The sequence below is a fragment of the Klebsiella variicola genome (assembly GCF_000828055.2).
Lineage (GTDB): Bacteria > Pseudomonadota > Gammaproteobacteria > Enterobacterales > Enterobacteriaceae > Klebsiella > Klebsiella variicola.
Window position 1 is genome coordinate 3,422,122 of record NZ_CP010523.2, and the last position, 18,110, is coordinate 3,440,231.

Below are 18,110 nucleotides of genomic sequence, written 5' to 3' on the forward strand. Positions count from 1 at the left end.
GAGGTAAAACATATGCTCCAGATGTTAACCCTTGAAGAGTGGGCAAACGAGAAATACAGAAGCAATCCTCCAAGTGTTTCCACTCTCAGGAATTATGCTAAACAGAATATGTTTTCTCCCCCAGCCAAAAAAGAAGGTCGATTCTGGCGCGTCAGGGAGGATGCTGAGTTGGTCGGTACATTGACCACTCCTGTAGTAAAGAAAAGCGACCCTGTTCTTTTGCAGAGGATTTTGAACGATGGCTGCCAGACCACGTAAAAATAATATATCTATTCCAAATTTATACCCGCTCTTCAGCAGAAAGGTTAATAAAGTATACTGGCGTTATAAGCACCCGATAACTGGTAAGTTTCATAGTCTAGGAACAGACGAAGCAGAGGCCACGGCAATAGCTATTGAAGCAAATAAAAGACTGGCGGAACAACAAACCCGCCAGATAATGGCAATCACTGACAGAATTTCCACCAACTCAGGAAAATCAATATCAACTAACACCTGGCTTGAACGTTACTGGAAGATTCAGCAGGAAAGATTGAAGTCCGGAGATATTAAAGAAAACACTATCAAACAAAAAGCAAAACCAGTATCTCTGCTTAAGGAACGGGTAGGAATGAAATTAATATCCGCTGTCAATGTTCGAGATGTTGCGCAAATTCTTGATGAATATTTAGCGGAGGGACAACCCAGAATGGCTCAGGTCATTCGCTCTGTCCTAATAGATGTTTTTAAAGAAGCTCAGCATGCGGGAGAAGTACCTCCTGGTTATAACCCTGCACTAGCAACTAAACAACCTCGTAGAAAGATCACTCGCCAGCGCCTCACTCTTGAGGAATGGCAAAAGATTTTTGATATAGCCGATGAAAATCACAAATACATGGGGAACGCCATGCTTTTAGCCATAGTAACAGGACAGCGACTAGGTGATATATCCCGTATGAAATTCTCGGACATCTGGGACGATCATCTACACGTTGAGCAAGAGAAAACCGGAAGCAAAATCGCTATACCATTGGCTCTGCGTTGCAACGCAATCAACTGGAGCCTCCGAGATGTAATCAGTCGTTGCCGGGATTATGCAGTAAGCCCTTATTTGGTTCATTTCTTTAGAACCACCTCACAGGCTGAGCGAGGAGCACAGGTGAAACCCAGAACACTGACCATGAATTTCAGCAAGGCAAGAGACAGTGCAGATATTGACTGGGGACAAGGTACACCGGCAACTTTCCATGAACAAAGATCGCTTTCCGAGCGGTTATATAAAGCCCAAGGTATAAACACGAAAGATTTACTTGGACATAAAACTCAACAACAAACGGATAGGTACCATGATGATCGTGGGAAGGGGTGGACAACGGTGGCCTTGTGAGGTTTTTCGGGAGGGGTTTTGATAACTTGTTTTGATAAAATTTTGATAACCGTTCGAAAACTAATAATAAAAACGGGAACCACCAGGTTCCCGTTCTGACATAATCTGGGGGCCAGATTACATGTTCGCGATAATCGCGTCGCCAAACTCTGAACATTTCAGCAGTTTAGCGCCTTCCATCAGACGTTCAAAGTCATAGGTCACGGTCTTGGCGGCGATAGCGCCTTCCATGCCTTTGACGATCAGGTCTGCGGCTTCGAACCACTGCATGTGGCGCAGCATCATCTCTGCGGATAGGATGATGGAGCCCGGGTTCACTTTGTCCTGGCCGGCATACTTCGGCGCAGTACCGTGAGTCGCTTCGAACAGCGCGCACTCGTCACCGATGTTGGCGCCCGGGGCGATACCGATACCGCCAACCTGTGCCGCCAGCGCGTCAGAGATGTAGTCGCCGTTCAGGTTCATACAGGCGATAACGTCGTATTCCGCCGGACGCAGCAGGATCTGCTGCAGGAACGCATCGGCGATCACGTCTTTCACCACGATCTCTTTACCGGTGTTCGGGTTCTTGATTTTCACCCACGGGCCGCCGTCGATCAGCTCGCCGCCGAACTCTTCGCGAGCCAGCTGGTAGCCCCAGTCTTTGAACGCGCCTTCGGTGAACTTCATGATGTTGCCTTTGTGCACCAGGGTGAGGGAATCACGATCGTTGGTGATCGCGTATTCAATCGCGGCGCGAACCAGGCGTTTGGTGCCTTCTTCAGAGCACGGCTTGATGCCGATACCGCAATGTTCCGGGAAGCGAATTTTCTTCACGCCCATCTCATCGCGCAGGAATTTGATGACTTTGTCTGCTTCAGCAGAGTCGGCTTTCCACTCGATACCGGCATAGATATCTTCTGAGTTTTCACGGAAGATAACCATATCGGTCAGTTCAGGGTGCTTAACCGGGCTCGGGGTGCCCTGGTAGTAACGTACCGGACGCAGGCAGACGTAGAGGTCCAGCTCCTGGCGCAGCGCCACGTTCAGAGAACGGATGCCGCCGCCGACTGGGGTGGTCAGAGGACCTTTGATAGCAACGCGGTAGTCACGAATCAGATCGAGGGTTTCAGCTGGCAGCCAGACATCCTGGCCATAGACTTGGGTCGATTTTTCACCGGTGTAAACTTCCATCCAGGAAATTTTACGCTCGCCCTTATAGGCTTTCTCAACGGCGGCATCAACCACTTTCAGCATCGCTGGGGTAACGTCAACGCCGATACCGTCGCCTTCAATGAACGGGATAATCGGATTGTGAGGGACGTTCAGTTTGCCGTTTTGCAGGGTGATTTTTTGACCTTCCGCCGGAACTACTACTTTGCTTTCCATTAACCTCTCCTTCGAGCGCTTCTGGTTCTGCTCTTCCCTCTTCACGCGAGCCTGGTGTTGGCTGAGTCGGCCAGCTCCAGCGTACCGGGTTTTCCCGCTAAGCGGAGCTATCGCGTCCGTGTCGCCTTCCTGCCTGTAGTGCGAATCGGTTTGAGCAATTTTTTGTTAATAATTTGTAATGAGCATGTCAATACTACCTGAATGTTTGCGTCCATGAAAGGCATTCGTAATTAGGCTATAATGCGGCAATTGATAGAGCCTGAAAATACCATGCAGAAAACTTCATTTAGAAAACATCGCGTTGAGCGATTCAGCACACAACAAGTCACCAGACAACGTAAAGAACGCCAGCCAAAAACTGTGATCTTGTTCAATAAACCCTATGATGTGTTGCCGCAATTTACCGACGAAGCCGGGCGCAGCACGCTGAAAGATTTTATCCCCGTGGCGGGCGTCTACGCCGCCGGTCGTCTTGACCGCGACAGCGAAGGGCTGCTGGTGCTGACCAACGATGGCGCGCTGCAGGCGAAGCTAACCCAGCCGGGTAAACGCACCGGCAAGATTTACTACGTCCAGGTGGAAGGCGAACCCACCGCCGAGGCGCTGGCCGCGCTACGCGACGGCGTCACGCTCAACGATGGCCCCACCCTGCCTGCAGGCGTGGAAGTGGTGGAGGAGCCCGCGTGGCTGTGGCCGCGCAACCCGCCTATTCGCGAGCGCAAATCGATCCCCACCCGCTGGCTGAAAATCACCCTTTACGAGGGACGTAACCGCCAGGTGCGCCGGATGACCGCCCACGTCGGCTTCCCCACCCTGCGTCTGATCCGCTACGCCATGGGCGGCTATACGCTTGACGGGCTGGCCAACGGCGAATGGCGTAAAGCCGAATAACTAGAAAGGAAAAGCGATGTTTAAACCTCATGTCACCGTTGCCTGCGTGGTTCACGCCGAGGATAAATTCCTCATCGTCGAAGAGACCATTAACGGCAAAGCGCTGTGGAACCAACCGGCGGGCCACCTGGAGGCCAACGAAACGCTGCTGCAGGCCGCCGAACGCGAACTGTGGGAAGAGACCGGCATTCGCGCCACGCCGCAGCACTTCATCCGCATGCACCAGTGGGTCGCTCCCGATAACACGCCGTTTCTGCGCTTCCTGTTCGCCATCGAACTTAGCGATCTGTGCGCCACCGAACCGCATGACAGCGATATCGATCGCTGCCTGTGGCTCAGTGCTGAGGAAATTCTTAACGCGCCGAATCTGCGCTCGCCGCTGGTTGCCGAAAGCATTCGCTGCTATCTGCAGGACCCGCGCCAGCCGCTGTCGCTGATTGGCGCATTTAACTGGCCGTTCACAGGGGGTGAATGAACGGTGAGCGCGTGCTAGAATACGCCGCCTCGAAGTTCAATGTAGCGAGTATTTCCATGTCAGAAAGCCAGAAAAAAGTGATCGTCGGCATGTCCGGCGGCGTCGACTCCTCGGTCTCCGCGTACCTGTTGCTGCAGCAAGGGTATAAGGTGGAAGGCCTGTTCATGAAGAACTGGGAGGAAGACGACGGCGAGGAATACTGCACCGCCGCCGCCGATCTTGCCGATGCGCAAGCGGTCTGCGATAAGCTGGGCATTGAACTGCACACCGTTAACTTTGCCGCCGAATATTGGGATAACGTCTTTGAGCTCTTCCTGGAAGAGTACAAAGCTGGCCGCACGCCGAACCCGGATATTCTGTGCAATAAAGAGATCAAGTTTAAAGCCTTCCTCGAGTTTGCCGCCGAAGACCTCGGCGCCGACTACATCGCCACCGGGCACTATGTGCGCCGCGCCGATGTCGACGGCAAAAGCCAGCTGCTGCGCGGCCTCGACGGTAACAAAGATCAGAGCTACTTCCTCTATACCCTTAGCCACGAGCAGATTGCCCAGAGCTTGTTCCCGGTGGGTGAGCTGGAAAAACCGCAGGTGCGTAAGATCGCCGAAGAGCTGGATCTGATCACCGCGAAGAAAAAAGATTCCACCGGCATCTGCTTTATCGGCGAACGTAAATTCCGCGATTTCCTTGGCCGCTATCTGCCGGCGCAGCCGGGCAAAATTCTCACCGTCGACGGCGAGGAGATCGGTACCCATCAGGGGCTGATGTACCATACGCTGGGCCAGCGTAAAGGGCTGGGCATCGGCGGCACCAAAGAGGGTAGCGAAGATCCGTGGTACGTGGTGGATAAAGACGTTGAGAATAATATTCTTATCGTCGCCCAGGGCCATGACCACCCGCGCCTGATGTCCGTCGGCCTGATTGCCCAACAGCTGCACTGGGTTGACCGTGAACCGCTGCAGGGCACCCTGCGCTGCACGGTGAAAACCCGCTATCGCCAGACCGATATCCCCTGCACCGTCACCGCGCTGGATGAAGACCGTATCGAAGTTCGCTTTGATGAGCCGGTCGCGGCGGTCACCCCGGGCCAGTCCGCAGTGTTCTATCTGGGTGAAGTGTGCCTCGGCGGCGGAATTATTGAACAACGACTGCCTCTGCAGTCCTGAACGCGCGTTATTTCCGTCGGGACGAACCGCCCCGACGGCTGACAAGGAGTATGTGTGGCGAAGAATTACTATGACATCACGCTGGCGCTGGCTGGCGTTTGCCAGGCGGCACGACTGGTTCAGCAACTGGCGCATCAGGGACATTGCGACAGCGATGCCCTGCATGTGTCGCTGAACAGCATCATCGACCTCGATCCCGAGTCGACGCTGGCGGTGTTCGGTGGCAGTGAAGCCAATCTTCGCCTCGGCCTTGAAACGCTGCTCGGGGTGCTCAATACCAGCAGCCGTCAGGGCCTCAATGCTGAACTGACGCGCTATACCCTGAGCCTGATGGTGCTGGAGCGCAAGCTCGCCGCCAGTAAAGGGGCGATGGACACGCTCGGCAACCGCATCGCCGGCCTGCACCGTCAACTGGAACACTTTGACCTGCAGTCCGAAACGCTGCTCAGCGCCATGGCAGGCATCTATGTTGACGTGATAAGCCCGCTGGGGCCGCGTATTCAGGTGACCGGCTCCCCTGCCGTGCTGCAAAGCCCGCAGGTGCAGGCGAAAGTTCGCTCAGCGCTGCTGGCGGGTATTCGCGCCGCGGTGCTCTGGCATCAGGTGGGCGGCGGACGTCTGCAGCTTATGTTTTCCCGTAATCGTCTGGTTAACCAGGCAAAGCAAATTCTTGCTCATTTAACCCCGGAGTTGTGATCTATGGAATTATCCTCACTGACCGCCGTTTCCCCTGTAGACGGCCGCTACGGCGATAAAGTCAGCGCGCTGCGCGGTATCTTCAGCGAATTCGGTTTGCTGAAATTCCGCGTTCAGGTGGAAGTACGTTGGCTGCAAAAACTGGCCGCCCACGCAGCGATCAAGGAAGTTCCTGCTTTTGCTGCCGACGCAAACGGTTTCCTTGACAAAATCGTCGCCGATTTCAGCGTCGAAGACGCGGAGCGCATCAAAACCATCGAGCGCACCACTAACCACGACGTGAAAGCGGTAGAGTATTTTCTGAAAGAGAAAGTCGCTGACGTCGCCGAGCTGCACGCGGTATCAGAGTTTATTCACTTCGCCTGTACGTCTGAAGACATCAATAACCTCTCCCACGCGCTGATGCTGAAAACCGCCCGCGACGAAGTGGTTCTGCCTTACTGGCGCAAGCTGATTGACGCGGTAAAAGATCTGGCAACCCAGTACCGCGATGTGCCGCTGCTCTCCCGTACCCACGGTCAGCCGGCAACGCCGTCCACCATGGGTAAAGAGATGGCGAACGTCGCCTACCGTATGGAGCGCCAGTACCGTCAGCTGAACCAGGTGGAAATCCTCGGTAAAATCAACGGCGCGGTGGGTAACTACAACGCCCACATCGCGGCCTACCCGGAAGTCGACTGGCATCAGTTCAGCGAAGAGTTCGTCACCTCGCTGGGCATTCAGTGGAACCCGTACACCACCCAGATCGAGCCGCATGACTACATCGCTGAGCTGTTTGACTGCATCGCGCGCTTCAACACCATTCTGATCGACTTCGATCGCGATGTGTGGGGCTACATCGCGCTCAACCACTTCAAACAGAAGACCATCGCCGGGGAAATCGGCTCCTCCACCATGCCGCACAAGGTGAACCCGATTGACTTCGAAAACTCCGAAGGCAACCTCGGCCTGGCCAATGCGGTCATGCAGCACCTGGCCAGCAAACTGCCGGTTTCCCGCTGGCAGCGCGACCTGACCGACTCCACCGTCCTGCGTAACCTCGGCGTGGGAATCGGCTATGCGCTGATCGCCTATCAGTCCACCCTCAAAGGGATCAGTAAGCTGGAGCTGAACCAGGATCACCTGCTGGACGAACTGGATCACAACTGGGAAGTACTGGCTGAGCCGATCCAGACCGTGATGCGCCGTTACGGTATCGAAAAACCGTACGAGAAGCTGAAAGAGCTGACCCGCGGCAAACGCGTTGACGCGGAAGGGATGAAGCAGTTTATTGACAGCCTCGCCCTTCCGGAAGACGAAAAAGTGCGCCTCAAAGCGATGACCCCGGCCAACTATATTGGTCGGGCAACCACCATGGTTGACGAGCTGAAGTAATCGCCCAGCCCCTCTTTCCGGCGGAAAGAGGGGCGTTTTGTCGCCGGAAAGCAATCAGATCCAGACGTCGTTCACCGCCGTCCGCTCGCCGCCCTCATGGCCGGTATTCAGCACGCCACGCGGCTCAATCAGCATGAGCTTCGCTTCCGTCTCCGCCGAGGTCTTATGTTCCACCCCGCACGGCACGACGATCATCTCCCCGGCCTTCACCAGCACATGTCCGTCGCGGAAGTCCACGCGTAATACCCCCTCCACCACCATCAGTGTCTCATCGGTTTCCGGGTGGCTGTGCCAGATAAAATCGCCGGCGATACGCACGATCTTGAACTGATAGTCGTTCATCTCAGCCACCACTTTGGGCTGCCATTGTTCGCTGAACAGGGAAAATTTCTGAGCAAGATTAACGAGTTGATACATGGGCTGTCTCCTTGTGATAAAGGCAGTCAGCATAGTTCGCCTCGCCGCGGTCACGCTTGAACGATTGTGCAACCTGAACCGCGCTAGCCGCGGATCGCCCGCAGCCAGCGGCCCGGAGAGAGACCAAAGCGGCTGATAAACTGGCGCGTCATGTGGCTCTGATCGGCAAACCCCGCGTCGGCGGCAATATCCACCAGACGTTCCCCGGCGCGCATCCGCTGGCGGCAAAAATCAAGCCGGCGCATCATGACGTAACGCCACGGGCTGGTGCCGTACAGCGTTCTGAAATCCCGGCTCAGGCTCCAGCGGTCCCGGCCGCTGACCTGCGATAAGGTGTCGAGGGTCATATCCTGCATAAAACAGGCATGGATATACTCCCGGGCCCTCTCCGCCGCCTGATAGTCAAATGCCTGGCGACGGGAACGCTGCCCGCCGACCACAGCCAGGGTCTGCGCCAGGTCGTACAGAGCATCCTCTTCCTCCAGCGGCTCGAAGGTGTCCGTGACCGCTTTTAACAACGGCTGCGCGGCGCAACGCAGGCGCGGATCCGCCGACAGGCCGCCGGGAATAAACGGCAGTGGCCTGCCGCCGAGTATCTTCTGGATCAGCGCCGGTTCGATATAGACCATGCGGTAGTGAAACCCCGCCTCGGTGCCCGCCTCGCCGTCATGTATTTCGTCCGGGTGAAGCACCATCGTTCCGCCGGGCAGGCTGTGCTGGAGTCCGCCGCGATAGTGAAAGCTCTGCACGCCGGCGATCGTCTGGCCGATAGCATAGGTATCATGCCGGTGGGGCTCATAGCCGTGGCCGCCGAAGAAGGCTTCGATGCGTTCCGTCTGACTGGGCGACTGCGCCAGCCTGACCCAGTCCGCACTTTTCTGCTGAGACATAATGGATAACCTGCGGCGTCATTGAGGGGTGATCCCAGCACTATTACACAAAAAATTAACATCACCAACCCGCGCACTGCCCGCGCTCTGCCGCTGGGCGTTTGCTGAAATTACGCATAGAATGAAGGAGTTCCATGCATTATGCGCAAAGGGCATCGCCGAAGGCTGCCCTGCCTGGCGGTGTTATGCGCCGTTGGTATAAAAAGCTTTATTTAACAGCTGTTTATATTTTGCGTATATAATGAGCGTCAGATTACTATCAACACAGGAAGGGAGAACAGTCATGCGCGTACTCGTGGTTGAGGATAACGCCCTGCTGCGTCACCACCTCAAAGTTCAGCTGCAGGAGCTGGGCCATCAGGTCGATGCGGCGGAAGATGCCAGGGAAGCGGACTACTATCTGGGCGAACATCTCCCGGATATCGCCATCGTCGACCTCGGCCTGCCGGATGAAGACGGACTATCGCTGATCCGCCGCTGGCGCAGCCACGATGTGTCGCTGCCGGTGCTGGTGCTGACCGCCCGCGAAGGGTGGCAGGATAAAGTGGAAGTGCTGAGCGCCGGGGCGGATGATTACGTCACCAAGCCTTTCCATATTGAAGAGGTTGCCGCCCGCATGCAGGCGCTGCTGCGCCGCAACAGCGGCCTGGCCTCACAGGTGATCTCCCTGCCGCCGTTCCAGGTCGACCTCTCCCGGCGCGAGCTGTCAGTCAACGATCAGCCGATCAAGCTGACGGCCTTTGAGTACACCATTATGGAAACCCTGATCCGCAACCGCGGCAAAGTGGTCAGCAAAGATTCCCTGATGCTCCAGCTTTACCCGGATGCCGAACTGCGTGAGAGCCATACCATCGACGTACTGATGGGCCGGCTGCGCAAGAAAATTCAGGCTGAATACCCGCAGGACGTCATCACCACGGTGCGCGGCCAGGGGTATCTGTTCGAACTGCGCTGATGAAGGGACTGTTGCGGCATATCTTCCCCCTGTCATTACGGGTTCGCTTCCTGCTGGCGACCGCCGGGGTCGTACTGGTGCTCTCCCTGGCCTATGGCATGGTGGCGCTGGTGGGCTACAGCGTCAGCTTTGATAAAACCACCTTCCGCCTGCTGCGCGGCGAGAGCAATCTCTTTTATATGCTGGCGAAATGGGAGAACGGCGCTATTGACGTCGATATCCCGGAAAACCTGAATATGGAAAGCCCGACGGTGACCCTTATCTACGATGAGAAGGGTAAACTGCTGTGGGCACAGCGCGATGTCCCCTGGCTGGCGAAACGCATTCAACCGGAATGGCTGAAGCGCAATGGTTTCCATGAGATCGAAGCCGATGTCGACAGCAGCAGCATGCTGCTGCGCAACAACCACGAGATTCAGGAACAGCTGGACGCCATCCGCGAGCAGGGCGACGATTCGGAGATGACCCACTCGGTGGCAATCAACCTCTACCCGGCCACCAGCAAAATGCCCCAGCTCAGCATTGTGGTGGTCGATACCATTCCGGTGGAGCTCAAGCGCAGCTATATGGTGTGGAGCTGGTTTATCTACGTGCTGGCCGCCAACCTGCTGCTGGTGATCCCCCTGCTGTGGGTCGCCGCATGGTGGAGCCTGCGGCCTATCGAGTCGCTGGCGAAAGAGGTACGTGAGCTGGAGGAGCACCACCGCGAAAAGCTCAATCCCAACACCACCCGCGAGCTGACCCGGCTGGTCAGCAACCTTAACCGCCTGGTTCGCAGCGAGCGTGAACGCTATGACAAATACCGCACCACCCTCACCGATCTCACCCACAGCCTGAAAACGCCGCTGGCGGTGATGCAGAGCACCCTGCGCTCGCTGCGCGGCGAGAAGATTAGCGTCGACGAGGCGGAGCCGGTGATGCTGGAGCAGATAAGCCGCATCTCGCAGCAGATTGGTTACTATCTGCATCGCGCCAGCATGCGCAGCGGCGGTACCCTGCTGAGCCGGGAACTGCACCCGATCGCCCCCCTGCTCGACAGCCTGACCTCCGCCCTCAACAAGGTCTATCAGCGTAAAGGGGTCAATATCTCGCTCGACATCTCGCCGGAGATCACTTTTGTCGGCGAGCAGAATGATTTTATGGAAGTGATGGGTAACGTTCTCGATAACGCCTGTAAGTACTGTCTGGAGTTCGTGGAGGTTTCCGTGCGCCAGACCACCGACAGCCATCTGCATATTCTGGTGGAAGACGATGGCCCGGGGATCCCGCAGAGCCAGCGCCGCGCCGTCTTCGACCGCGGCCAGCGGGCAGATACGCTGCGTCCCGGCCAGGGCGTGGGGCTCTCCGTCGCCCGCGAAATCGTCGAACAATATGACGGGGAGATTATCGCCAGCGAAAGCCTGCTCGGCGGCGCCTGCATGGAGGTGGTGTTTGGCCGCCAGCTGATGGAAGATAAACAGGGTTAATCATTGAGTTTTTTAACGGCGCCTGCATCGCCGGGGCGCCGCATCCGTTATAATCCCTGTCAGACACCTGCAGTGGAATATCAATATGGATTATCAATTAACGCTTAACTGGCCCGACTTTATCGAACGCTACTGGCAAAAACGGCCGGTGGTACTGAAGCGCGGCTTCGCCAATTTTATCGACCCCCTAAGCCCGGACGAACTGGCTGGACTGGCCATGGAGAGCGAGGTCGATAGCCGCCTTGTCAGCCATCAGGATGGAAAATGGCAGGTCAGTCACGGTCCCTTCGAAAGCTACGATCACCTGAGTGAAAACAACTGGTCCCTGCTGGTGCAGGCGGTTAACCACTGGCATGAACCCTCAGCGGCGCTGATGCATCCGTTCCGCGCTCTGCCGGACTGGCGTATCGACGATCTGATGATCTCCTTCTCGGTACCCGGGGGCGGCGTCGGTCCGCATCTGGATCAGTATGATGTGTTTATCATTCAGGGCACCGGCCGTCGGCGCTGGCGCGTCGGGGAAAAGGTGCCGATGAAACAGCACTGCCCGCATCCGGACCTGCTGCAGGTTGACCCCTTCGAGGCGATCATCGATGAAGAGATGGAGCCGGGGGATATTCTCTATATTCCGCCAGGATTCCCGCATGAGGGGTACTCGCTGGAAAATTCGCTCAACTATTCGGTCGGCTATCGCGCGCCGAATGCCCGCGAGCTGTTCAGCGGCTTTGCCGACTACGTTCTCCAGCGCGAACTGGGCAGCCAGCGCTACGCCGATCCGGACGTGCCGTCCCGCGACCATCCGGCGGATATTTTACCCGTCGAACTCGACCGCCTGCGCGAGATGATGCTGGGGCTGATTAATCAACCAGAGCACTTTAAACAGTGGTTTGGCGAGTTTATCACCCAGTCGCGTCATGAGCTCGACGTCGCACCGCCGGAGCCGCCGTATCAGCCAGATGAAATTTACGATGCCCTGCAGCAGGGCGACACGCTGGAACGCCTGGGCGGCCTGCGGGTGCTGCGCATTGACGGCGAGGTGTTCGTCAATGGCGAGAAGATCAACTCCCCGCACCGCCCGGCGCTGGACGCCTTAGCCACCCATCTGACGCTGCGCGCCGACCATTTTGGCGATGCGCTGGAAGATCCGTCATTCCTCGCCATGCTGGCAGCGCTGGTCAACAGCGGCTACTGGTTCTTTGGCGACTGAGCCATCATCCTGCCCGGCGGCGCTGCGCTTGCCGGGCCTACAAACAGCACGATTTCCGTAGCTCCTGTATCGGTTTGCAACGGTTTCGACCCGGGAAAAACGTTTGTTCTGTGTTATTTCCGAGCAGATTGCGCTCCCAATATGTATTCTGCGTTATGTTACTCATGAAGTAGGGAGCGCACAGGGGGCGGCCAGTCGCCGCCGCCCCCTGTACCCCCGGGCTCCGGCCAGCAAAATCGCCACTTCGTGGTGCCTTCGACTTATCCCTGCAGGCTTCGGGTCGGGCCGAGGCAGCGTCCGTGCAAAACACGGCCCTCAGCCCGCATCCATGCGGGCTGCCCCTGCCTTCCGGGAACGTCTCAGCGATTTTGAGGCCGCCAACACCGGCAGTTTCAGTCGCGCAAGTGGGTAAATTAGCATCAGATCGCACGAGTCGTAGGCCGGATAAGGCGTTAGCCGCCATCCGGCATCTTGTGCGACAAGCAGAATGACCGGCCTGGTTGCGAAGGCTATTTCCCTTTTCGTGTTGCCGTCAGCTCGGCGATACGCACGATCACCTGCACCGCCTTCTCCATCCCTTCCAGGGTGACAAACTCATGTTTGCCGTGATAGTTGTAGCCGCCGGTAAACAGGTTCGGGCACGGCAGTCCCATAAACGAGAGCTGCGCGCCGTCGGTGCCGCCGCGGATCGGCTTCATCTGCGGTTCAATATCGCAGTCCACCATCGCCTGGCGGGCAATATCGACCACGTGCGGATGGGCGATCACCTGCTCATGCATGTTGTAATAACTATCCTCGATCACCAGCTCGATATAGCAGTCCGGGTGCAGCCCCTTGCCGACCTTTTTGGCGATCTCCATCATCTTGCGTTTACGCGCCTCAAAGTGCTTGCGGTCAAAATCGCGGATGATGTAGTGCATCTCGGCCCGATCCACGCTGCCTTTGATGCTGGTGAGGTGATAAAAGCCTTCATAACCTTCGGTAGTCTCCGGCGCCTCGTCGGCCGGCACTTCGGCATGAATGCGCGCGGCCAGCGACAGCGCATTGACCATCACCCCTTTTGCGGTGCCGGGATGCACGTTATTGCCGACAATCTTAATGGTCACCGAGGCGGCGTTGAAGTTTTCAAACTCCAGTTCCCCCACGCCACCGCCGTCGACGGTATAGGCCCAGCGGGCATCAAAGGCCTCGACATCGAAATGCTTCGCCCCTTTTCCGACCTCTTCATCGGGGGTGAAGGCCACGCGGATATCGCCATGAGGGATGTTTTTCGCCTGCAGGGTCGCCAGCGCGGTCATGATCTCGGCGATGCCGGCCTTGTCGTCCGCCCCCAGCAGCGTTTTCCCGTCGGTGGTGATCAGCGTCTGCCCCAAAAGCTGATGCAGAACCGGGAACATCACCGGGGAGAGCACCTCATCGCCGATACCCAGCGCGATATCGCCGCCGCGATAGTTTTCGACAATCTGCGGATTAACGTTTTTACCGCTGAAATCCGGGGAAGTATCGACGTGAGAGATAAAGCCGATGGCCGGGATATCGCCCTCCACGTTGGCGGGCAGGGTTCCCATTACCGTCCCTTTTTCACTCAGCGTTACCTTGACCAGTCCCATTTCTTCCAGCTGCGCCTGCAACAGGCGTAACAGCTTCCACTGCCCTTCCGTGCTGGGGACCTGACGAACGCCAGGCTTCGACTGCGTGTCCAAAGAAACGTACTGCAAAAAACGCTCAAGCAATTTATCCATGTAGCCACCCTCTTCTTTTGTGACAACATTATTCATAAGCCAGAAAAGACAAATATTGCGTCAGGTCATTCTTAGCCCGTAAAGCGAAATTTAATAACGGAACCGACGTTATGGTGTAAAGGTAGACTATGCAGGCGTATCAAGGATTGGCGATTACCCTTGTTTGCCGTAGAATGCTGGCCCTTATTAAAAACGTGCAACCCCAAAGGTGGTTAATCACAAACCCCGCAGCGGTCGGAAGTTTCCGTTGCGTCTACATGGGACAGAGTCAAAAATTGAATATACAACCGCGTTCGCGTTCGCCGCTGGTGCAACTGGCGGGAATTCGCAAGAGCTTTGATGGTAAAACGGTCATCGATAACCTTAACCTGACCATCAACAATGGTGAGTTTCTCACCCTGCTTGGCCCCTCTGGCTGCGGTAAAACCACCGTTCTGCGCCTTATCGCCGGCCTGGAAAACGTCGACAGCGGACGGATCCATCTCGAAGATCACGATATCACCCATGTCCCGGCGGAAAACCGCCACGTCAATACCGTCTTTCAAAGCTACGCCCTGTTTCCGCATATGACGGTATTCGAGAACGTCGCCTTTGGCCTGCGGATGCAGAAAACCCCGGCGGCGGAAATCACCCCGCGGGTTCTGGATGCCTTAAAGATGGTACAGCTGGAAGACTTTGCCCAGCGCAAACCGCACCAGCTCTCCGGCGGCCAGCAGCAGCGCGTGGCCATCGCCCGCGCGGTGGTTAACAAACCGCGCCTGCTGCTGCTCGATGAATCCCTTTCGGCGCTGGATTACAAGTTGCGCAAGCAGATGCAGAACGAACTGAAAGCGCTGCAGCGTAAGCTCGGGATCACCTTCGTCTTCGTGACCCACGATCAGGAAGAGGCCCTGACCATGTCCGATCGCATCGTGGTCATGCGCGATGGCAAAATCGAACAGGACGGCACCCCGCGAGAGATCTACGAAGAGCCGAAAAACCTGTTCGTCGCCAGCTTTATCGGCGAGATCAATATCTTCGACGCCACCGTGATCGAGCGCCTCGACGAGCAGCGCGTGCGCGCCAGTGTCGAAGGACGGGAGTGCAACATCACCGTCAATTTTGCCGTGGAGGCCGGCCAACGTCTGCACGTCCTGCTGCGCCCGGAAGATCTGCGCGTCGATGAGATCCACCACAACAGCGACGCCGACGGCCTGATCGGCTATGTGCGAGAGCGTAACTATAAGGGGATGACCCTTGAGTCGGTGGTCGAGCTGGAAAACGGCAAAATGGTGATGGTCAGCGAGTTCTTTAACGAAGACGACCCGGATTTCGACCACTCTCTTGACCAGAAAATGTCTATCAATTGGGTGGAGAGCTGGGAGGTGGTGCTGGCCGATGAAGAACTCCAGTAAATTCCAGAATGTGGTGATCGCCACCGTCGTCGGTTGGCTGGTGCTGTTTGTCTTCCTGCCCAACCTGATGATCATCGCCACCAGCTTTCTGACCCGCGACGACGCCAACTTCGTCAAGCTGGTCTTCACGCTGGACAACTACTCGCGGCTGCTGGATCCGCTCTACTACGACGTGCTGCTGCATTCACTGAACATGGCGCTGCTGGCGACCCTCGCCTGCCTGGCGCTGGGCTACCCGTTTGCGTGGTTCCTCGCCCGGCTGCCGCAGAAGGTGCGCCCCCTGCTGCTGTTTCTGCTGATCGTCCCCTTCTGGACCAACTCGTTGATCCGTATTTACGGGCTGAAGATTTTCCTCAGTACCAAAGGCTATCTGAACGAGTTCCTGCTGTGGTTAGGGGTGATCGACACGCCGATACGCATTATGTTCACCCCCTCGGCGGTGATTATCGGCCTGGTGTATATCCTGCTGCCGTTTATGGTGATGCCGCTCTACTCCAGCATTGAGAAACTGGATCGCCCGCTGCTGGAAGCGGCGAAAGATCTCGGTGCCAGCAAGCTGCAGACCTTTATCCGCATTATCATCCCGCTGACCATGCCGGGGATCATCGCCGGCTGTCTGCTGGTGATGTTGCCGGCGATGGGGCTGTTCTACGTTTCCGACCTGATGGGCGGCGCCAAGAACCTGCTGATCGGCAACGTGATCAAGAGTCAGTTCCTGAATATTCGCGACTGGCCGTTCGGCGCGGCAACCAGCATTACCTTAACCCTGGTGATGGGCCTGATGCTGTTGATTTACTGGCGCGCGGCGCGCCTGCTGAATAAAAAGGTGGAGCTGGAATGATCGGTCGACTGCTGCGCGGCGGCTTTATGACCGCCATCTACGCGTATCTCTACATCCCTATTATTATTCTGATCGTTAACTCGTTTAACCGGTCGCGCTTTGGTATCAACTGGCAGGGGTTCACCACCGACTGGTATAGCCTGCTGATGAACAACGATAGCCTGCTGCAGGCCGCCCAGCATTCCCTGACCATGGCGGTGCTGTCGGCAACCTTCGCCACCCTTATCGGCTCGCTGACCGCCGTGGCGCTGTACCGCTACCGCTTTCGCGGCAAGCCGTTCGTTAGCGGCATGCTGTTTGTGGTGATGATGTCGCCCGATATTGTCATGGCCATCTCCCTGCTGGTGCTGTTTATGCTGATCGGTATTCAGCTTGGTTTCTGGTCGCTGCTGTTTTCGCATATCACCTTCTGCCTGCCGTTTGTGGTGGTCACGGTGTTCTCCCGACTGAAAGGCTTTGATGTGCGGATGCTGGAGGCAGCGAAAGATCTGGGCGCCAGCGAGATGACCATCCTGCGCAAAATCATCCTGCCGCTGGCCCTGCCGGCGGTCGCCGCCGGGTGGTTGCTGAGCTTCACGTTGTCGATGGATGACGTGGTGGTCTCTTCGTTCGTGACCGGTCCGGGGTATGAAATTCTGCCGCTGAAGATCTATTCGATGGTCAAGGTTGGCGTTTCGCCTGAGGTGAACGCCCTGGCCACGATTCTGTTGGTTCTGTCGCTGGTGATGGTCATCGCCAGTCAGTTAATTGCACGTGATAAAACTCAGGGGACGTTAAAATGAAAAAATGGTCACGCCACCTGCTCGCAGCCGGCGCTCTGGCAATCGGCATGAGCGCCGCACACGCGGACGATAGCAAAACGCTCTATTTTTATAACTGGACCGAATACGTACCGCCGGGCCTGCTGGAGCAGTTCACCAAAGAGACCGGCATCAAGGTCATCTATTCGACCTACGAGTCGAACGAAACCATGTATGCCAAGCTCAAGACCTATAAAGACGGTGCGTACGATCTGGTCGTCCCGTCGACCTACTTCGTCGACAAGATGCGCAAAGAAGGGATGCTGCAGAAGATCGATAAGAGTAAGCTGACTAACTTCAGCAACCTCGATCCGCAGATGCTGAACAAACCGTTCGATCCGAATAACGACTACTCCATTCCCTATATCTGGGGGGCGACGGCTATCGGCGTCAACAGCGATGCGATTGACCCGAAAACCATTACCAGCTGGGCCGACCTGTGGAAGCCCGAATACAAAAGCAGCCTGCTGCTGACCGACGACGCGCGCGAAGTGTTCCAGATGGCGCTGCGTAAGCTGGGCTATTCCGGCAACACCACCGACCCGAAAGAGATTGAAGCCGCCTATAACGAGCTGAAAAAGTTAATGCCTAACGTCGCGGCGTTTAACTCCGATAACCCGGCGAACCCGTATATGGAAGGCGAAGTGAACCTCGGAATGGTATGGAACGGCTCGGCTTACGTCGCACGCCAGGCCGGTACCCCGCTGGAGGTGATCTGGCCGAAAGAAGGCGGCATCTTCTGGATGGACAGCCTGTCGATCCCGGCGAATGCCAAAAACGTCGACGGCGCGCTGAAGCTGATTAACTTCCTGCTGCGCCCGGATGTCGCCAAACAGGTCGCGGAAACCATCGGCTACCCCACGCCAAACCTGGCGGCACGCAAAATGCTCAGCCCGGCAGTGGCCAACGATAAATCGCTCTACCCGGACGCTGCGACCATTGAGAAAGGCGAATGGCAGAATGACGTCGGCAGCGCCAGCGCCATTTATGAAGAGTATTACCAGAAGCTGAAAGCGGGCCGCTAATCCCGCAGGGCGGAACCGCGGTTCCGCCTTTTTTTGCTCT

18 protein-coding genes are annotated in these 18,110 nt (G+C 56.7%); 14 read left to right on the forward strand and 4 right to left on the reverse strand.

What is annotated here, in order from left to right; genetic code table 11:
* Positions 1 to 12 precede the first annotated feature (12 nt).
* On the forward strand, positions 13 to 258 hold the full coding sequence (locus SP68_RS16120) for an excisionase (protein ID WP_012542206.1): 246 nt from the start codon (positions 13 to 15) through the stop codon (positions 256 to 258).
* Positions 239 to 1,366: a site-specific integrase gene (locus tag SP68_RS16125; protein ID WP_023297374.1), complete on the forward strand. Its 1,128-nt coding sequence runs from the start codon at positions 239 to 241 to the stop codon at positions 1,364 to 1,366. Before SP68_RS16120 ends, SP68_RS16125 begins: the two co-directional genes overlap by 20 nt.
* 117 nt (positions 1,367 to 1,483) lie before the next feature.
* On the opposite strand, the gene icd is transcribed toward SP68_RS16125, so the two are convergent.
* Positions 1,484 to 2,734 carry an NADP-dependent isocitrate dehydrogenase gene (gene icd / locus SP68_RS16130; protein WP_008806032.1) on the reverse strand — a complete coding sequence of 417 codons (1,251 nt, stop codon included), beginning with the start codon at positions 2,732 to 2,734 and terminating at the stop codon, positions 1,484 to 1,486.
* Between the two features lie 240 nt (positions 2,735 to 2,974).
* On the opposite strand from icd, the gene rluE reads away from it, so the two are divergent.
* Genes rluE through purB form a run of 5 tightly spaced genes read left to right on the forward strand, consistent with a single transcriptional unit; the run spans position 2,975 to position 7,333 of the window.
* Complete coding sequence (gene rluE / locus SP68_RS16135) at positions 2,975 to 3,625, forward strand: 23S rRNA pseudouridine(2457) synthase RluE (protein ID WP_023339894.1); 651 nt, start codon at positions 2,975 to 2,977, stop codon at positions 3,623 to 3,625.
* A 16-nt stretch (positions 3,626 to 3,641) separates the two neighbouring features.
* Complete coding sequence (locus SP68_RS16140; RefSeq protein WP_008806030.1) at positions 3,642 to 4,100, forward strand: NUDIX hydrolase; 459 nt, start codon at positions 3,642 to 3,644, stop codon at positions 4,098 to 4,100.
* A 56-nt stretch (positions 4,101 to 4,156) separates the two neighbouring features.
* Positions 4,157 to 5,263, forward strand: coding sequence for a tRNA 2-thiouridine(34) synthase MnmA (gene mnmA, locus SP68_RS16145; RefSeq protein WP_012542211.1), 1,107 nt, complete (start codon positions 4,157 to 4,159; stop codon positions 5,261 to 5,263).
* A gap of 54 nt (positions 5,264 to 5,317) precedes the next feature.
* Positions 5,318 to 5,959 (forward strand): high frequency lysogenization protein HflD, encoded by a 642-nt coding sequence (gene hflD / locus SP68_RS16150; protein ID WP_004140557.1) that lies wholly within the window; start codon positions 5,318 to 5,320, stop codon positions 5,957 to 5,959.
* A 3-nt stretch (positions 5,960 to 5,962) separates the two neighbouring features.
* Positions 5,963 to 7,333 (forward strand): adenylosuccinate lyase, encoded by a 1,371-nt coding sequence (gene purB / locus SP68_RS16155; RefSeq protein WP_040975716.1) that lies wholly within the window; start codon positions 5,963 to 5,965, stop codon positions 7,331 to 7,333.
* A gap of 54 nt (positions 7,334 to 7,387) precedes the next feature.
* Here purB and SP68_RS16160 read toward each other — a convergent pair whose 3' ends face one another.
* Together SP68_RS16160 and SP68_RS16165 are read right to left on the reverse strand one after the other, a co-directional pair.
* Positions 7,388 to 7,750 (reverse strand): cupin domain-containing protein, encoded by a 363-nt coding sequence (locus tag SP68_RS16160; RefSeq protein WP_022065901.1) that lies wholly within the window; start codon positions 7,748 to 7,750, stop codon positions 7,388 to 7,390.
* A gap of 83 nt (positions 7,751 to 7,833) precedes the next feature.
* On the reverse strand, positions 7,834 to 8,640 hold the full coding sequence (locus SP68_RS16165; protein WP_008806026.1) for an AraC family transcriptional regulator: 807 nt from the start codon (positions 8,638 to 8,640) through the stop codon (positions 7,834 to 7,836).
* A 283-nt stretch (positions 8,641 to 8,923) separates the two neighbouring features.
* Here SP68_RS16165 and phoP point away from each other — a divergent pair, with 283 nt between their 5' ends.
* The 3 genes from phoP (at position 8,924) to SP68_RS16180 (ending at position 12,268) form a co-directional block, all read left to right on the forward strand.
* Positions 8,924 to 9,595, forward strand: a complete 672-nt coding sequence (gene phoP / locus SP68_RS16170; RefSeq protein ID WP_004150807.1) for a two-component system response regulator PhoP — start codon at positions 8,924 to 8,926, stop codon at positions 9,593 to 9,595.
* Positions 9,595 to 11,061, forward strand: coding sequence for a two-component system sensor histidine kinase PhoQ (phoQ, locus tag SP68_RS16175; protein ID WP_022065903.1), 1,467 nt, complete (start codon positions 9,595 to 9,597; stop codon positions 11,059 to 11,061). The genes phoP and phoQ overlap by 1 nt, the downstream gene beginning before the upstream one ends.
* A gap of 85 nt (positions 11,062 to 11,146) precedes the next feature.
* Positions 11,147 to 12,268: a ribosomal protein uL16 3-hydroxylase gene (locus SP68_RS16180; protein ID WP_012542214.1), complete on the forward strand. Its 1,122-nt coding sequence runs from the start codon at positions 11,147 to 11,149 to the stop codon at positions 12,266 to 12,268.
* 509 nt (positions 12,269 to 12,777) lie between these two features.
* Here the strand turns inward: SP68_RS16180 and pepT are convergent.
* Entirely contained in the window at positions 12,778 to 14,010 is a 1,233-nt protein-coding gene (gene pepT / locus SP68_RS16185) for a peptidase T (RefSeq protein WP_012542216.1), read from the reverse strand.
* A gap of 257 nt (positions 14,011 to 14,267) precedes the next feature.
* On the opposite strand from pepT, the gene potA reads away from it, so the two are divergent.
* Genes potA through potD form a run of 4 tightly spaced genes read left to right on the forward strand, consistent with a single transcriptional unit; the run spans position 14,268 to position 18,070 of the window.
* The gene (gene potA / locus SP68_RS16190) at positions 14,268 to 15,404 is read left to right on the forward strand and encodes a spermidine/putrescine ABC transporter ATP-binding protein PotA (protein ID WP_008806021.1); all 1,137 of its coding nucleotides are present in this window, start codon (positions 14,268 to 14,270) and stop codon (positions 15,402 to 15,404) included.
* Positions 15,388 to 16,245, forward strand: coding sequence for a spermidine/putrescine ABC transporter permease PotB (gene potB, locus SP68_RS16195; protein WP_023322323.1), 858 nt, complete (start codon positions 15,388 to 15,390; stop codon positions 16,243 to 16,245). Before potA ends, potB begins: the two co-directional genes overlap by 17 nt.
* Positions 16,242 to 17,027 carry a spermidine/putrescine ABC transporter permease PotC gene (gene potC, locus SP68_RS16200; protein WP_012968557.1) on the forward strand — a complete coding sequence of 262 codons (786 nt, stop codon included), beginning with the start codon at positions 16,242 to 16,244 and terminating at the stop codon, positions 17,025 to 17,027. The genes potB and potC overlap by 4 nt, the downstream gene beginning before the upstream one ends.
* Positions 17,024 to 18,070, forward strand: a complete 1,047-nt coding sequence (gene potD / locus SP68_RS16205) for a spermidine/putrescine ABC transporter substrate-binding protein PotD (protein WP_008806018.1) — start codon at positions 17,024 to 17,026, stop codon at positions 18,068 to 18,070. Before potC ends, potD begins: the two co-directional genes overlap by 4 nt.
* Positions 18,071 to 18,110 lie beyond the last annotated feature (40 nt).

What these genes read in the sequence shown, in the direction of transcription:
- SP68_RS16120 (WP_012542206.1), top strand. Translation starts at nt 13, where the DNA reads ATGCTCCAGATGTTAACCCTTGAAGAGTGGGCAAACGAGAAATACAGA.
- SP68_RS16125 (WP_023297374.1), top strand. Translation starts at nt 239, where the DNA reads ATGGCTGCCAGACCACGTAAAAATAATATATCTATTCCAAATTTATAC.
- icd (WP_008806032.1), bottom strand. Translation starts at nt 2,734, where the DNA reads ATGGAAAGCAAAGTAGTAGTTCCGGCGGAAGGTCAAAAAATCACCCTG.
- rluE (WP_023339894.1), top strand. Translation starts at nt 2,975, where the DNA reads ATGCGGCAATTGATAGAGCCTGAAAATACCATGCAGAAAACTTCATTT.
- SP68_RS16140 (WP_008806030.1), top strand. Translation starts at nt 3,642, where the DNA reads ATGTTTAAACCTCATGTCACCGTTGCCTGCGTGGTTCACGCCGAGGAT.
- mnmA (WP_012542211.1), top strand. Translation starts at nt 4,157, where the DNA reads ATGTCAGAAAGCCAGAAAAAAGTGATCGTCGGCATGTCCGGCGGCGTC.
- purB (WP_040975716.1), top strand. Translation starts at nt 5,963, where the DNA reads ATGGAATTATCCTCACTGACCGCCGTTTCCCCTGTAGACGGCCGCTAC.
- SP68_RS16160 (WP_022065901.1), bottom strand. Translation starts at nt 7,750, where the DNA reads ATGTATCAACTCGTTAATCTTGCTCAGAAATTTTCCCTGTTCAGCGAA.
- SP68_RS16165 (WP_008806026.1), bottom strand. Translation starts at nt 8,640, where the DNA reads ATGTCTCAGCAGAAAAGTGCGGACTGGGTCAGGCTGGCGCAGTCGCCC.
- phoP (WP_004150807.1), top strand. Translation starts at nt 8,924, where the DNA reads ATGCGCGTACTCGTGGTTGAGGATAACGCCCTGCTGCGTCACCACCTC.
- phoQ (WP_022065903.1), top strand. Translation starts at nt 9,595, where the DNA reads ATGAAGGGACTGTTGCGGCATATCTTCCCCCTGTCATTACGGGTTCGC.
- SP68_RS16180 (WP_012542214.1), top strand. Translation starts at nt 11,147, where the DNA reads ATGGATTATCAATTAACGCTTAACTGGCCCGACTTTATCGAACGCTAC.
- pepT (WP_012542216.1), bottom strand. Translation starts at nt 14,010, where the DNA reads ATGGATAAATTGCTTGAGCGTTTTTTGCAGTACGTTTCTTTGGACACG.
- potA (WP_008806021.1), top strand. Translation starts at nt 14,268, where the DNA reads ATGGGACAGAGTCAAAAATTGAATATACAACCGCGTTCGCGTTCGCCG.
- potB (WP_023322323.1), top strand. Translation starts at nt 15,388, where the DNA reads ATGAAGAACTCCAGTAAATTCCAGAATGTGGTGATCGCCACCGTCGTC.
- potC (WP_012968557.1), top strand. Translation starts at nt 16,242, where the DNA reads ATGATCGGTCGACTGCTGCGCGGCGGCTTTATGACCGCCATCTACGCG.
- potD (WP_008806018.1), top strand. Translation starts at nt 17,024, where the DNA reads ATGAAAAAATGGTCACGCCACCTGCTCGCAGCCGGCGCTCTGGCAATC.